The organism is Algoriphagus limi (genome assembly GCF_024919275.1).
In the GTDB taxonomy this organism is placed as follows: Bacteria; Bacteroidota; Bacteroidia; order Cytophagales; family Cyclobacteriaceae; genus Algoriphagus; species Algoriphagus limi.
Map to the genome: position 1 here is coordinate 731,716 of NZ_JANWGH010000003.1, position 14,170 is coordinate 745,885.

Here is a 14,170-nt window from a genome sequence, read left to right on the forward strand (position 1 = left end):
AACCCATCAGATGTGATCAAAGTCACAATTCTAACATAAAAATGAAACGCAATTTTGTTTTTCTTTTGGTGGTCTTGGGTTTGATGGTTGGAAATGCTCAGAATTTATTTGCGCAGCACGGCCATGAAACTGAAGAAGAGCCTACACAAGAACGTCTCTTTGGGAAAGTTCTGGAAAGTGGTTCTTTCGAGTTCCATCTTCGTTCTTTCTTTATGGCGACAGTGAATCAGGGAGACCTGATGGATTATAGTACCTGGGGAACAGGTGCAGGGCTTGGATATTTCAGTCCTCGGTGGAAAGGATTTGGAGTTGGGTTCAGTGGATTTTTCGTTTTCAGACATTATGAAAATAATATCCAAGAGAAAGACCCGATAACCGGGGTTAGTAACAGATATGAAATTACTCTTTATGATGTTCATCACCCGGCAAATCATAAGGATATGGATCGATTAGAGGAGCTTTACCTTTCTTATCAAAAAGAGGATATATCTATTTGGGCAGGAAGGCATCATTTCGAAAGCCCTCTTTTGAATGCTTCTGATAATCGGATGCGTCCAAACCTTTTCAGTGGAATTTCCATTGATTATACCCCAAGTAATTTCCATTTCAATGGTGCTTGGTTTTCACATGTGATTTCACGTGGATCTTTGGAATGGCTTCCTGTAGAGGAATCATTTGGGTTTTACAGTACTGGAAGAAATCCTCTTGGGGAAGATGAGAGTTATAGGCGCCATGTTGAATCGAAGGGGATTGGGATTGTAGGGGTGGAATACTTGAAAGATGATCTTCACATCCAATCCTGGAATTACCTCGCGGAGGGTGTCTTTGGAATTTCTTTTCTTCAGGCTAATGGCACTGCCAAGTGGGGCGGAAAAGTAGATGGAGTATGGGGAGTTCAAGGGTTTGCTCAGACTGCGCTTGGGGATGGAGGGAATCCCGATCCAGCAAAAGCTTATATTCTTCCTGGGGAGAAATCCTATGGAATAGGCTTTCGAGCAGGGATCAAATGGCCTCATGCCTTATTGACTGCCAATTATTTGGGAGTTTCTAATCATGGTAGGTTTTTGTTCCCAAGAGAGTGGGGAAGAGAGCAGTTTTTCGTCAGCCTTCAGCGCGAGCGATTTGAAGGACTAGGTGGAGGAAGCTCATTTATGATCCAATATGACCACACCTTTATCCATGATAAATTAAAGGTCAGTTTTGGAGCTTCTCATACTGATACTGCGGATTTCGAAGATGTCAGATTAAATAAGTACGGTATTCCAAACTATTACCACTTTAGTGGGTTGGTGGATTACCGCTTTGATGGGTTCTTTAAAGGATTAGATTTGCAATTGTTGGTAGTTGGGAAGAAACAATATGCCAACCAAGTGACTCCGATAGAGTATGTGATCAATCGGGTGAATATGGTCAACACATCAATTATCTTGGATTATAGATTTTAAAAATAGAATAAACAATAAGTAAAAACAGATGAATCAATTTATGGAATGGATTACACAACCTTGGCCTTGGTATGTAGCAGGTCCGCTTATCGGATTGACAGTGCCAGCGCTATTGATTTTGGGGAATAAAACCTTCGGGATTTCTTCCTCTTTGCGACATGTTTGTGCAATATGTGTGCCTTCAGGTATTCCTTTCTTTACCTATAACTGGAAGAAGGAAATTTGGAATCTTTTGTTTGTCCTAGGGATTTTAATCGGTGGTTTTGTGGCTACTAATTTCCTGGCAAACCCGGATTCTATCATTGTATCAGAGGCAACTCAGGCAGATTTGAAAGCTTTGGGTGTAACAGATTTTGGCAACCTTCTTCCTGCTGATATTTTCTCTTGGGAAAATCTCTTTACTGCAAAAGGCTTGTTGTTCTTTGTAGTTGGAGGATTTTTGGTTGGTTTCGGTACTCGCTATGCTGGCGGTTGTACTTCTGGCCATGCAATTATGGGAATCAGTTCCCTTCAGTGGCAGTCCGTATTGGCAACTACATTCTTTATGATTGGTGGTTTCCTAATGACCCACGTTTTCCTTGAGCCATTAATGAAATTAGTAGGATTTTAAAATTTAGAAGAAATGAAAGTAGCAGAAAAAGAAAACCCTTCAAAGAACATATCCTACACCACCCTTGACAAAAAGCCATACGAAGAAAAAGGCTTAGAATTACTTAAATACCTCATTTTGGGGGTGTTGTTTGGGATTGTTTTTGTTAAAGCTGAGATTATTTCCTGGTTTAGAATTCAGGAGATGTTTAGACTACAATCTTTCCATATGTATGGTGTGATTGGTTCAGCTGTGGTAGTGGGAATTATTTCCGTTCAAATTATCAAGCGATTCAATATCAAAACCATTCACGGAGAGCCAATCAATATTCCAAATAAGGAATTCCGAAAAGGTCAAATCATTGGTGGATTTATCTTTGGTTTGGGTTGGGCGTTGACTGGAGCTTGTCCAGGACCTTTGTTTGCTCAGATCGGTAGTGGTTATACTGTAATTTTGGTGACCTTGATTTCTGCCCTTGCAGGAACTTGGGTTTATGGTCGATTTGCAAATAAATTGCCGAATTAACACACAAATCTTGAGGAAAGCCGCTGTTTGAAAAATCAGCGGCTTTTTTTGTTAGAGTCGGATAATCAACGAGATAGGTTTCCAAAAGGAGTTTATCAAAATTTTTTTGGAAAAATTCGAATTGAAAAATGTCCAAAAGCCTTTTGCAAAATTCAGAATCGTCTTACTTTTGCAAACCGAAACGGAGAAAGTCCGGATCGGAAATAGAGGAGTGGCAGAGTGGTCGATTGCGGCGGTCTTGAAAACCGTTGTACCGAGAGGTACCGGGGGTTCGAATCCCTCCTCCTCTGCAAAACAAAAGAGCCTGATGAAAAACATCAGTCTCTTTTGTTTATCTATCATTAATGTTTTTCAAGGTTTACGATCATTCCTCATCGTAATCAATCTCCGTATACTTTTCTTCGGCGATTCGTTTTTTCTTTTCATCCATTAAGTCCAAAGTCACATTAATCTCAAAGGAGATCAATACAATCAGAGAGGTGATGTAAAGCCATAGCATCAAACCGATAAGGGTACCGATAGATCCATATAGTTTGTTGTAGCTAGCAAAATTGGTTAAGTAGTAAGTAAACACATAAAAGGTAAGTGTAATCAACAGGCCGGCTACATTGGAACCCACAGAGAAAAAATGCCACTTATCGTGCACGGCAGGAGCATTTCTAAAAATGAAAGCTGAGGTGAAGTAAAATACCATCAGTAAAACCAAGAATTTCAGGGCATTAAAGAGAAAAATCAAAAAACTGGAATTGAAAAGATGGGTGTTTTCAACGCGCTGAATAGCAATAGTTCCAAAGATCATAATTGTACTGGCCGCACAAATAGTCAAAACCAGAATAAAAACAATGGATACAGCTATCAAACGGCTCTTGAAAAAACCTCTACTTTCTTTTGTCTGATAAACGGAATTGAAAGAACTCATCATGGAAACAACTCCTTGGGTGGATGCAAAAAGGGCGAAGAAGAAACCAAAAGACAAAAGGCTTTGCCGAGGTTTGGAAACAATATCCATGATTGTTCCCTCCATTTCCAAATAAATTTCCATTGGAAGAATTTCCCGAACGAAATTCAAAATATTCTCCGTGGTGACTACTGGAAAGAAGTCCTGGATATAAGGAATCAGATTTAGCAAAAAGAGAAGAAGAGGAAATAAGGCAATAATAAAACTGAATGCCATCGACCCAGCTCGCTCGTTGATATCATCTTTCTGAAGTTGTTGGATGAAAAGCTTGGATGTGTCGTAGAGGTTTTTGTCTGGATTGCCAAAGTGGAATTTGCGCAATCGCAAAAGCTGCTCGTGAATTCTATCCTCTATTTTTCGAATATGCTTTTTGACCACAGATTCTTACTATTGAAAAAAAGGTTTCATTAAAGCTAACAAATTCTGAGGGGGTCTGGTAGGTTGGTGGTTTTCTTTTTTCAAAAATGCTAAAACTGTCCATCCTTCTGTGATTAATTCTCCGGACTCATTGAAGACTTCATATTCAAACCTGATCTTGACTCCAGGTAGGGTAGGGATTTTGGTTCGGATGGTTAGTAATTCATCATATTTCCCAGATTTCAAATACCGGTAATGACTTTCCAAGACCGGCATCATCACGCCTTCCTCTTCCATTTTTGCATAAGAAAATCCAATCTGTCGCATCGCTTCGACCCGCCCCACTTCGAAATACATGGCGTAATTGCCATAATAGACATAGCTCATTTGGTCGGTTTCCGCATAGCGAACGCGAATTTGAGTGTCTGCTTGGTACATTATTGGAAAATTTTAGCTCTATTCAATGCCGCTTGATAGCGTCTCGCATTAGCATTGTGTTGTGCCAAATTGGTAGCAAAAACATGGTAACCTGAAAAATCCTCTTTGGCACAGAAGTATAAGTAATTGTGCTTTTCAGCATTCAATACGGCCTCCAATGCCGTAATATCCGGTAAATTAATTGGTCCGGGAGGAAGTCCAGGATACATATAGGTATTGTAAGGGCTATCTGTCTCCTTATGGACATTCAACACTCGTTTAATGCTGAAATCACCTAAGGCGAATATTAAAGTTGGATCGGCCTGTAATGGCATGTTCAAACGAAGTCGATTTAAATAAACTCCCGCAATCCGGTCACGCTCATCATTTTTTTGACTTTCGGCCTGCACAATGCTTGCTAGCGTGGTGACTTCTTTTTGATTCAATCCCAAAGCCTTTGCTTTTTCCTTTCGCTCATCTGTCCAAAAGGCTTGATATTCTCGATACATGCGGTCAAAAAGTGCGTCAGGGCTGGTATTCCACCAAACTTCATAGGTATTTGGAATAAACATTCCCATGATACTTTCTTCCTCAAAATCAAACTTGCGGATATATACAGAATCCTGAATCAGGGTTAAAAATTGCTCTGGTTCCATTTCCAGATTAGCAGTGATTTTCTCTGCCAAATCCTCTTTGGTACGGACATTATTGAAAGTGATCCGTACAGGTGTTTGATCTCCTGATCGAAGCAACCTTACTAATTCGAGGTTAGTCATTCCTGGTTGAATGCTGTACAAACCCGGTTTGACCAGTTCCTGATAGTCCAAAACCTTGGCGACAAAACCAAAACTGATAGGATCATTGACTATTTTTTCTTCGAAAAGCTTATTAGCGACGTATTTATAATTTGCATTGCTAGGAATCCGAAAAGCAATGGGATCTCGATTATCACTTTCTACCAATACATTCGGACTGAAAAAAACCTGATAGAAATAAAAGGTCATGGAAATCCCCAAAACCGAGAAAGTGATAATCAGGATTAGTAAAAGTTTTTTCTTCTTGTCAGTGAGCATGGCCGTAAAATTAGAAAAAGGAAATAAATAAAGCGGTGTTTTGAAAAAACTGAAATTAGAAAGGAATGGTTGCTACTGATTTTACTCAAATCACTACTTTTAACCTTGGCTTTACCTTCAAAGATTCTGAGGAAGACTTTTATATATTATCTCATCATTTAATGATTCCCGTTACCTGCGCATTAATTTTTCAAGATCAAAAAGTTCTAGCAGTCAGACGCTCTCAATCTATGCCTTTGGGTGGTTTCTGGGAATTTCCAGGTGGGAAAATAGAAAAAGGGGAGAGTCCTGAATCCTGCATCATCAGAGAAATAAAAGAGGAATTGGGGATCGAAATTAAACTTGGCGAATTATTGCCGGCATCTGACCATGCCTATTCCACAGAGAAAGTGATTCGCTTGATTCCATTTTCAGCAATAATTCATTCAGGAGAAATCAAACTTCATGAGCATGATCAGCTATCTTGGCTAGGTGCAAACGAACTTTTTGAAGTAACTTGGGCACCTGCTGATATCCCCATTGTTTCCTATTTGAAGGAGCATTGGATATCCATTATCAATGGAATCAAATGAATTGAGAAATGTCTGCCGAGTTTATCAAATTATATGAGGAAAATCCCGATCCAAAAAGAATCAGGCATATAGCCGAGGTGTTGCGAAACGGTGGGGTGGTCATTTATCCAACCGATACGGTTTATGGGATAGGATGTGATATTACCAATCAGCGGGCAGTAGAGCGAATCGCCAAGATTAAAGGCGTTAACCCTAAAAAGCATAATTTTTCATTTATCTGCGCAGACCTGAGTGATATCGCTCAGTACACGCGCGTGATTGACAAGCCAGTCTTCAAAATGATGAAAAAGGCCTTTCCTGGACCCTTTACCTTCATTTTGGAAGCAAGTTCGCAGGTCCCGAAAATCATGCAAATGAACAAAAAAACGGTTGGAATTCGTGTGCCTGATCATAATGTGCCTCGGATGTTGGTGGAGGAACTAGGTCTGCCCATTTTGACTACTTCCATCCATGATGAGGATGATGTGATTGAGTATAGTACGGATCCTGAGTTGATTTTTGAGAAGTATCAAAACTTGGTGGATGTGGTCATTGATGGTGGTTATGGACAAAATGTTGCTTCCACTATTTTGGATTGTACCGGTCCGGAGGTTGAAGTTTTGAGACAGGGATTGGGAGATTTGGAAGATATTATTTGATGTTGGTACCGGATGAAATCGATCGTATCTGACCTATTTTATTTCCCCAATCTCGAATATTTCTGCTCCCTAATTGGAGTTGATACGCTTTATTTAAATCCGCGGGAGCATTATAAAAGAAAGTCTTATTTCAATCGAACTCAGATTCGATTGGCAAATAAGGTGGAGACGCTTTCTGTTCCCATTGTGGGTAGGCGGCCGAATATCCCATTAGGAAAGATAGAGATTGATTATAATCAGAAATGGCAAAAAGTTCACCTCCGTGGAATCCAAAGTGCCTATGGGAAAACTCCATTTTTTGAATATTTCTTTCCCTACATCGAAGATATATTTGAGCGAAAACCACAATTTCTTTGGGATTTAAATAAGCAAGCTCTGACAATCTGTCTCAAGTTGTTACAGCTTCCTGTCAAATTGGAAACTGTGTCTGAAGAGTCAATATTTTCTAATCTGGAGGACCAAAGAGGGCTAATTACACCCTCAGGGCATTTTTCGGAACGGGGGATATATCAAGCAGTACCTTATACCCAGAATTTTGGCTTAGACTTTGAGCCCAACCTCTCAGTTCTGGATTTGTTATTTGCTGAAGGCCCGAGTGCAAAACGCATATTGATAGAGTCTTTAAAAAAACATTGAACATTCGTTAAAATGATTGTGTTTTTAAAACAAATTCGGTAACATACGTACAGTATTTATAATTATTCAGAAAGGAATTAAATGGAAGCAAAATTTTCGAACAGAGTCAAAGAGGTGATCTCTCTCAGTCGTGAAGAAGCGCTTCGCTTGGGTCACGACTATATTGGCACAGAGCACCTCCTGCTGGGGATGATTCGTGAAGGTGAAGGGGTAGCTGTTTCCATTCTTAAGAAACTGGGAGTTCCATTGGATGAACTTCGAGCTTCGATTGAGCGGGCAGTTCGTGGTACTGCCAACCACAATGTGAAAAATATGGCTAATATTCCGCTGACTCGTCAGTCGGAAAAAGTATTGAAAATCACTTATTTGGAAGCAAAAATTTTCAAAAGCCAATTAATCGGCACTGAGCACTTATTGCTTTCCATCTTGAGAGATGAGGAAAATATCGCTACTCAGATACTTAATAAGTTCGATATCAATTACGATACAATTAAAGATATGCTTGAAATGCAGTCTGATCCGGGTGTGGCTCCTCGCTCTAGGGCAGAAGCTGATGATGCGGATGATGAAGGTTCCAAGCTTTTTGGACCTTCAGGTGGAGGTTCCAGTTCTTCGAAGTCAGGAAGTGAGAAATCACGAACTCCTGTATTGGATAATTTTGGTCGGGATTTGACCAAAATGGCCGAGGAAGACAAGTTGGATCCAATTATCGGACGTGAGAAAGAAATCGAACGAGTAGCGCAGATCCTTTCTCGAAGAAAGAAAAACAATCCAATTCTCATCGGTGAACCTGGTGTTGGTAAAACTGCCATCGCTGAGGGTTTGGCACTTCGTATCGTTCAGAAGAAAGTATCGCGAGTACTCTTCAATAAGCGGGTTGTTACTTTGGATTTGGCTTCTTTGGTTGCAGGAACAAAATACCGTGGACAATTCGAAGAGCGAATGAAGGCGGTCATGAATGAATTGGAAAAATCACCAAATGTGATCCTTTTCATTGATGAGCTGCATACCATTGTAGGTGCCGGAGGAGCTTCAGGGTCTTTGGATGCATCCAATATGTTTAAGCCAGCTTTGGCTCGAGGAGAAATCCAATGTATCGGTGCGACCACTTTAGATGAATACCGTCAGTACATCGAGAAAGATGGAGCTTTGGCTCGTCGTTTCCAAATGGTAATGGTTGACGCAACTACTCCTGAGGAAACAATCCAAATCCTTAACAACATCAAGGATAAATACGAGGATCATCATAATGTAAATTATACAGATGAAGCAATCGAGGCTTGTGTAAAGCTTTCGGACCGATATATTTCCGATCGATTCTTGCCAGACAAGGCGATTGATATTCTTGACGAAGCTGGTGCACGCGTGCATATCAACAACATTCATGTTCCAGAAGAAATTTTGAAACTGGAAGCTGAAGTTGAGGAGATCAAAGCAGAGAAAAATCGAGTAGTTAAATCTCAGAAATACGAAGAAGCGGCTCAGCTTCGGGATAAGGAGAAGAAATTGCTTGAGCAATTGGATTTAGCAAAAGCTCGATGGGAAGAAGAGTCCAAGACTAAGCGATTTACAGTTGACGAGGATAATGTCGCTGAGGTAATCGCGATGATGACTGGAATACCTGCTAAGCGTATCGCTCAAAATGAAGGCAATAAATTGCTCAATATGGGTGAGGAGCTCAAGGGTAAAGTTATTGGTCAGGATGAGGCTATCAAGAAATTGACTAAAGCTATTCAGCGTACCCGAGTGGGTTTGAAAGATCCTAAAAAGCCAATCGGTTCCTTTATTTTCTTGGGACCTACTGGTGTCGGAAAGACTGAATTAGCAAAAACCTTGGCCACCTATCTCTTTGACAAGGAAGATTCCTTGATTCGAATTGACATGTCAGAGTACATGGAGAAATTCTCCGTTTCCCGATTGGTGGGAGCGCCTCCAGGATATGTTGGCTATGAAGAAGGTGGTCAATTGACCGAAAAGGTGAGAAGAAAGCCTTATTCCGTGGTCTTGCTTGATGAGATTGAAAAGGCTCATCCGGATGTATTCAATATTCTGTTGCAAGTATTGGATGATGGAATTCTTACCGATGGATTAGGTCGTCGAGTTGATTTTCGAAATACCATCATCATCATGACTTCCAATATTGGGGTTCGTGATTTGAAGGATTTTGGTGCAGGGATTGGTTTTGCTAACAAAGCAAAACAGGATAACATGGATGAAATCATGAAGTCTACGATTCAGTCTGCATTGAAAAAGGCATTCAGTCCAGAATTCTTGAATCGTTTGGATGATGTGGTTGTATTCAATTCTTTGTCAAAAGAAGATATCTTCAAGATCATCGATATTTCATTGGCGAAGTTATTCCACAGAATCACTGATTTGGGATACAAGATCGAGTTGACCGAGAAGGCAAAAGAATTCTTGTCCGAAAAAGGATATGATCAGCAATATGGAGCTCGTCCGCTAAACCGTGCAATACAGAAGTATCTGGAAGATGCGGTTGCCGAAGAAATCCTGAAGGGGGATCTGTCCGAAGGTGATATAATCACAGCAGATTACGATGGAAAATCTCCGGAATTGACCATCACAGTGAAAAAGAAGAAACAAAAGGCGGAAGAATAATCTGTTCTGCCACAAAATATAAATCCCAAGGCTCAGCCTTGGGATTTTTTGCTTTTGCCTGATTGTATTTAAAGGGAGAATATGAAAAACACTAATGCTACTCCCAATACTAAGGTCATGACCTTGGCTTTTTCCATGTCTTCCTTTTTTACTTTTCGTTTTCGGAGAACCATTACAGAAAGTCCCAATCCAAACATTTGAAGCAATAATGAGATTCCGTTCAATGGTCCCATTGGTGCCTGAACTAGTTGGAATTGACTGTTGAATATCGACAGGGTTCCGAGTAGGATCCCGGTAATTCCGAAAAGAAAAGATCGTTGTAAAAGTACGCCTTCAGGCAAATCGGTCCATTTCATAAGGTAAAATTGGGGTTTGGCGAAGATAGGAATTCCTTTCGATTCAGGAGGATCCTATTTTTTAATCATTTTCTTTTTTCGATCGGCAAAATATTTCTCAATTTCTTCACAGGACAGTGCATTGAGGGTCATTTCTCTGGTTAGCCCACCTTTTCTTCCCACTAAAACACCATATTTCATATCTCCATATCCGGCTACTTCATGAGCATCCGGATTGATGGATAGCATGACTCCTTGATCCATCGCATAGCGGACCCATCTCCAGTCCAAATCAAGACGCCAAGGATTGGCATTGATCTCAATTACGACTTGATGTTTGGCGCAAGCATCAATAATAGTCTTGTGGTCGATAGGATAGCCTTCTCTTCTAAGCAGAAGCCTTCCGGTTGGATGGCCCAGGATAGTGGTGTATGGATTTTCAATCGCAGTTAGTAATCTTCGAGTCGCCCGCTTGATATCCATGTTTAGAATGGAATGGACTGAAGAAACCACAAAATCGAATGTCTGTAAAATATCTTCAGGATAATCCAGATTGCCATCCCCTAAAATATCGGATTCGATTCCTTTGAATATTTTAAATGGTGCGAGCTCTTTGTTGAGTTGATCAATTTCTTCTTGTTGTTTGATCACTTTTTCGATTTCCAAGCCACCTGCATAACTGGCAGTTCGGGAATGATCAGAAATTCCTAAGTATTCATAGCCCATCTCCTTACATTGTTCAGCCATCTGACGAAGGCTGTTTTTCCCATCACTATAGGTGGAGTGATTGTGGAGTATTCCTTTAAGGTCTTTTTCTTCCAGTAGGGTTGGGATCTTATGCTCTTTTGCTAATTCCACTTCTCCATATCCTTCCCGCATTTCTACTGGAATGTATTGAAGATGATGCTTCGAGAAGAATTCTTTATCGTTTTGAAATCCATTTACCCGAAGTGCATCTGCCACGGTATTTTTAGAATCGATTTTACTTTGAAGATGCTGAGGACTTGCAGAGAGTGCGTAGGACTTTATTGGGAATTCCTCAGGACTAGTTAAATAAATTGTGAATTGAAGATCCAAGTCCTTGATTTTTCCTCTCAAAGAAAAAGGTCCTGAAATGGATTTATCTATTTCAAAGTCCTTGATTTTTGAAAGCTTGTGCTGGATCTTCGGGATATCTTTAGTGCCAATTAGCCATTCCGCTTGGGAAATGATTTCCATTTTCCGGGCAAATTCACCGACAGGAACAATGATAGAACTGGAAAATTCATCTTTCAATTTTTCAGTCAGTTCATTTATGGAATCCTCGATGTCAGCATAAAGCCATTTTCCGGCGTTGGAGGCTTTAAATTCCAGGTTTTGGATGATGGTTTCTTGTGTTTTCTCACCAAAGCCCTTGATTTTGGCGACTTTCCCGCTTTGGCAAGCCTCCATCAATTCATGAGTAGAAGTAATGCCTAATTCCTCCCAAAGTGTTTTTACTTTCTTTGGACCCAAGCCTTTGATTTGGAGAACTTCTAGAATTCCCTGTGGGGTTTTTTCAATCAAATTATCCAATAGGGGAAAGGACTCTGTGGATTTTAAGGATTGAATTGCTTCAAAAATACTCTTTCCAACTCCAGGGATTTTACCCAACTCTTCATCGCTAAGCTCCATGATATCAGCGTCACCTCGCTCCAAGGAGTTGAGCGCTGATTGATAACTTCTGATTTTAAAGGAATTTTCATCATGTAGCTCCATCAATTGGATGCAGAGCTTTAGTTTTTTGAGAATAGTTTTATGGTCCAAAACAAGGAAGGTTTAATTACGTCTACATAGACAAATGTCCAAAAATATTGTTTCAAATTAAAGTTGAACCGGGTATCTTCAAGAAGATGGCATAGTCTCTTAAAGGATTTTAATTTCAACTGAGTGAAAAGGATAAATGGAATTAGAATCCTTTATTTTATGCTTCAGCATTGTATCCAAAACTAGAAAACCAAAATAGGCTATGAATTATTGGATGGTAAAAAGCGAACCAAATTCTTACTCCTGGGATGATTTCGAAAAGGCCAAGGAAGATATTTGGGATGGAGTCAGAAATTATCAAGCCCGGAATTATTTAAATGAAATGCAGGTAGGGGATCAAGTCCTTTTTTACCACAGCGGAAAAGAAAAAGCTGTGGTAGGAATTGCTGAGGTTTCCTCAGCTCCGCTACCTGATCCCAAAGATGAAGCTTGGACCGCAGTAATGCTGAAAGTTGGTCGACCTTTAGCTCATCCAGTTACCTTATCTCAGATCAAGGCCGAGGATAGGCTTTCCGAATTACCTATGTTAAAACAATCCCGGCTTTCTGTGCTTCCTGTAAATAAGGATGAGTTTGAATTGATAGTGAAAATGTCTCTATGAGAAAAGCGATTGTTATTTGCTTATTGGTACTTTTTGGCATACCTGCATTTTCGCAGGTAGAATTCGAATCCCGTTTTGAAATCGAGTCGGATTATTTTGATCCCCATTTTGAAATGGTTCGATACGGAGAAGATATTGTAGCCTTTCGAACGCTTGCGAAGCGGGCTTTTTCTGTAGATCGGATTTTTCAATATATCGTTCTTGATCAAGATCTGAATACAGAAAAAGGATTGATAGAATTGCCCGTTCAACCGGGTTATGATTTGATAGGATATGATCTCGATGGAGATTTTTTGTATGCGCTATTTCAGCGAGGAAGTGGTATAGGAGGAGAAAAATATGTTCTCAAAATTGATTTGGTTGGCTTGGATGCATTTGAATTCTCAGTTGAGAATTTACTTGATTTGGAGCTTGCAGAATTTTTGGTTCAGAATGATCGTGTGATTTTTATGGGCTCTGCCAATATGCGCCCCGTAGTACAGGTTTATGGTTTGGCTGATAAAACAATTCACACTGTTCAGGGGGTCTATGGAAATGATACTCAGATCCTTCAAATCCGAAAAATGCCCGAAATCGAGGCTTTTGAAGTGGTATTAAGTCGAAAAGGCCAATACCGTGATAGGGAAGTGATTCTTAATACCTATGATTTGCTTGGTAATTTGCTGCGTGAGATTCGAATTGATCAGTTTGGGGAAGAGGATCAAGAAATTATTGAAGCCTTGGTGGTTCAGGAAGACTTTTACCGTAGATCCATGATTGGTTCCTATGGCTTGGCTAGGAGGGATTCTTATTTGGGAATGTACCGAACAGAGATCAATGAATTTGGAGAGTATGATACACGATTGTATACGCTCGAGGACTTCCCTAATTTTTTTAATTACCTAGATGAAAAAGGAAAAGCAAAAAAGGATGCGGAAGTACTCAAACAAGTAGATCGGGATAAAGTACCTAGTATCCGAAATGTCTATTCTATCCGTGAAGTTCGCCAGGAACCAGATGGCATGTATGTCTTTTTCGACCATTACAATATTATTAATTCCAGAGGAGTCAACAGAGGTTGGCCTTTTTCTCCAACAGGGATGTATCGCTATGATCAATGGAGTCGAATGAGCTCTTCACAAGATTATTGGGATCCAATTTCTGTTAGACGCTTTAATCAGGGGCCACTTCAGATAAATACCGAGTTCAGTTACATCTCTGCTCATTTTGTCAAGTTGGGGGAAGATGGACGGGTAGTTTGGGATAATTCGGCGACATATGATGATCTATTGACAGAATTTCCCGAACCCTTTGGGGAAATAGCGATAGTCGGGGATGAGTTTTACCATGGCTATGTTAGAAATGATAAAATTCGACTTGCCTATATCAAGAATGGAGAAAAGAAATTCGATAACCTCGACTTTGAGCTAAAGTTGATCAATGAAAGTGAACGAATTGCAGATACAGATATGCCAAGTCTGAGATTGGTGTATTGGTATGATCGGTATTTCCTTCTCACAGGAAATCAGCGAATTCGTTATCAAAAGGAAAATGGGCAAGCAGCGACTCGGGAGGTGTTTTTCTTCACAAAAGTGATGGTTTCAGGAGACCTCTATCAACCTGAGGAAACCGAAGACTAGA

Annotated in this window: 14 protein-coding genes and 1 tRNA gene; 10 read left to right on the forward strand and 5 right to left on the reverse strand. The window is 40.2% G+C overall.

Going from position 1 to position 14,170, the window contains the following annotated elements; genetic code table 11:
• Positions 1-41 precede the first annotated feature (41 nt).
• From NY014_RS15380 to NY014_RS15395, 4 genes are all read left to right on the forward strand, one after another.
• Complete coding sequence (locus NY014_RS15380; protein ID WP_259415428.1) at positions 42-1,445, forward strand: hypothetical protein; 1,404 nt, start codon at positions 42-44, stop codon at positions 1,443-1,445.
• A 28-nt stretch (positions 1,446-1,473) separates the two neighbouring features.
• Positions 1,474-2,055, forward strand: coding sequence for a YeeE/YedE family protein (locus NY014_RS15385; protein ID WP_259415429.1), 582 nt, complete (start codon positions 1,474-1,476; stop codon positions 2,053-2,055).
• Between the two features lie 12 nt (positions 2,056-2,067).
• A complete protein-coding gene (locus tag NY014_RS15390; RefSeq protein ID WP_259415430.1) occupies positions 2,068-2,559 on the forward strand; it encodes a DUF6691 family protein in 492 nt (163 codons plus the stop codon).
• A gap of 205 nt (positions 2,560-2,764) precedes the next feature.
• A tRNA-Ser gene (locus NY014_RS15395) sits at positions 2,765-2,849 on the forward strand.
• Between the two features lie 74 nt (positions 2,850-2,923).
• Here the strand turns inward: NY014_RS15395 and NY014_RS15400 are convergent.
• The 3 genes from NY014_RS15400 to mltG are packed head-to-tail and all read right to left on the reverse strand — an operon-like array spanning position 2,924 to position 5,364.
• Positions 2,924-3,895, reverse strand: coding sequence for a YihY/virulence factor BrkB family protein (locus NY014_RS15400; RefSeq protein ID WP_259415431.1), 972 nt, complete (start codon positions 3,893-3,895; stop codon positions 2,924-2,926).
• A gap of 9 nt (positions 3,896-3,904) precedes the next feature.
• Positions 3,905-4,312 (reverse strand): acyl-CoA thioesterase, encoded by a 408-nt coding sequence (locus NY014_RS15405; RefSeq protein ID WP_259415432.1) that lies wholly within the window; start codon positions 4,310-4,312, stop codon positions 3,905-3,907.
• Positions 4,312-5,364, reverse strand: coding sequence for an endolytic transglycosylase MltG (mltG, locus tag NY014_RS15410; RefSeq protein WP_259415433.1), 1,053 nt, complete (start codon positions 5,362-5,364; stop codon positions 4,312-4,314). The genes NY014_RS15405 and mltG overlap by 1 nt, the downstream gene beginning before the upstream one ends.
• Before the next feature lie 65 nt (positions 5,365-5,429).
• Here mltG and NY014_RS15415 point away from each other — a divergent pair, with 65 nt between their 5' ends.
• From NY014_RS15415 to NY014_RS15430, 4 genes are all read left to right on the forward strand, one after another.
• The gene (locus NY014_RS15415) at positions 5,430-5,936 is read left to right on the forward strand and encodes a (deoxy)nucleoside triphosphate pyrophosphohydrolase (protein WP_259415434.1); all 507 of its coding nucleotides are present in this window, start codon (positions 5,430-5,432) and stop codon (positions 5,934-5,936) included.
• An 8-nt stretch (positions 5,937-5,944) separates the two neighbouring features.
• A complete protein-coding gene (locus tag NY014_RS15420) occupies positions 5,945-6,574 on the forward strand; it encodes an L-threonylcarbamoyladenylate synthase (RefSeq protein WP_259415435.1) in 630 nt (209 codons plus the stop codon).
• Between the two features lie 12 nt (positions 6,575-6,586).
• On the forward strand, positions 6,587-7,210 hold the full coding sequence (locus NY014_RS15425; protein ID WP_259415436.1) for a WbqC family protein: 624 nt from the start codon (positions 6,587-6,589) through the stop codon (positions 7,208-7,210).
• A gap of 81 nt (positions 7,211-7,291) precedes the next feature.
• Positions 7,292-9,829 carry an ATP-dependent Clp protease ATP-binding subunit gene (locus NY014_RS15430; protein WP_259415437.1) on the forward strand — a complete coding sequence of 846 codons (2,538 nt, stop codon included), beginning with the start codon at positions 7,292-7,294 and terminating at the stop codon, positions 9,827-9,829.
• Positions 9,830-9,897: 68 nt separating this feature from the next.
• Here NY014_RS15430 and NY014_RS15435 read toward each other — a convergent pair whose 3' ends face one another.
• Positions 9,898-10,185 (reverse strand): hypothetical protein, encoded by a 288-nt coding sequence (locus NY014_RS15435; RefSeq protein WP_259415438.1) that lies wholly within the window; start codon positions 10,183-10,185, stop codon positions 9,898-9,900.
• 54 nt (positions 10,186-10,239) lie between these two features.
• The gene (locus tag NY014_RS15440; RefSeq protein WP_259415439.1) at positions 10,240-11,949 is read right to left on the reverse strand and encodes a DNA polymerase/3'-5' exonuclease PolX; all 1,710 of its coding nucleotides are present in this window, start codon (positions 11,947-11,949) and stop codon (positions 10,240-10,242) included.
• Between the two features lie 202 nt (positions 11,950-12,151).
• Here NY014_RS15440 and NY014_RS15445 point away from each other — a divergent pair, with 202 nt between their 5' ends.
• Together NY014_RS15445 and NY014_RS15450 are read left to right on the forward strand one after the other, a co-directional pair.
• Entirely contained in the window at positions 12,152-12,550 is a 399-nt protein-coding gene (locus NY014_RS15445; protein ID WP_259415440.1) for an EVE domain-containing protein, read from the forward strand.
• On the forward strand, positions 12,547-14,169 hold the full coding sequence (locus tag NY014_RS15450) for a hypothetical protein (protein ID WP_259415441.1): 1,623 nt from the start codon (positions 12,547-12,549) through the stop codon (positions 14,167-14,169). Before NY014_RS15445 ends, NY014_RS15450 begins: the two co-directional genes overlap by 4 nt.
• Position 14,170 lies beyond the last annotated feature (1 nt).

Bases quoted from the DNA above. Each gene is read 5' to 3' on its own strand.
- NY014_RS15450 (WP_259415441.1), top strand. From the start codon at position 12,547: ATGAGAAAAGCGATTGTTATTTGCTTATTGGTACTTTTTGGCATACCT.
- NY014_RS15390 (WP_259415430.1), top strand. From the start codon at position 2,068: ATGAAAGTAGCAGAAAAAGAAAACCCTTCAAAGAACATATCCTACACC.
- NY014_RS15445 (WP_259415440.1), top strand. From the start codon at position 12,152: ATGAATTATTGGATGGTAAAAAGCGAACCAAATTCTTACTCCTGGGAT.
- NY014_RS15415 (WP_259415434.1), top strand. From the start codon at position 5,430: ATGGTTGCTACTGATTTTACTCAAATCACTACTTTTAACCTTGGCTTT.
- mltG (WP_259415433.1), bottom strand. From the start codon at position 5,364: ATGCTCACTGACAAGAAGAAAAAACTTTTACTAATCCTGATTATCACT.
- NY014_RS15380 (WP_259415428.1), top strand. From the start codon at position 42: ATGAAACGCAATTTTGTTTTTCTTTTGGTGGTCTTGGGTTTGATGGTT.
- NY014_RS15420 (WP_259415435.1), top strand. From the start codon at position 5,945: ATGTCTGCCGAGTTTATCAAATTATATGAGGAAAATCCCGATCCAAAA.
- NY014_RS15385 (WP_259415429.1), top strand. From the start codon at position 1,474: ATGAATCAATTTATGGAATGGATTACACAACCTTGGCCTTGGTATGTA.
- NY014_RS15430 (WP_259415437.1), top strand. From the start codon at position 7,292: ATGGAAGCAAAATTTTCGAACAGAGTCAAAGAGGTGATCTCTCTCAGT.
- NY014_RS15435 (WP_259415438.1), bottom strand. From the start codon at position 10,185: ATGAAATGGACCGATTTGCCTGAAGGCGTACTTTTACAACGATCTTTT.
- NY014_RS15425 (WP_259415436.1), top strand. From the start codon at position 6,587: ATGAAATCGATCGTATCTGACCTATTTTATTTCCCCAATCTCGAATAT.
- NY014_RS15405 (WP_259415432.1), bottom strand. From the start codon at position 4,312: ATGTACCAAGCAGACACTCAAATTCGCGTTCGCTATGCGGAAACCGAC.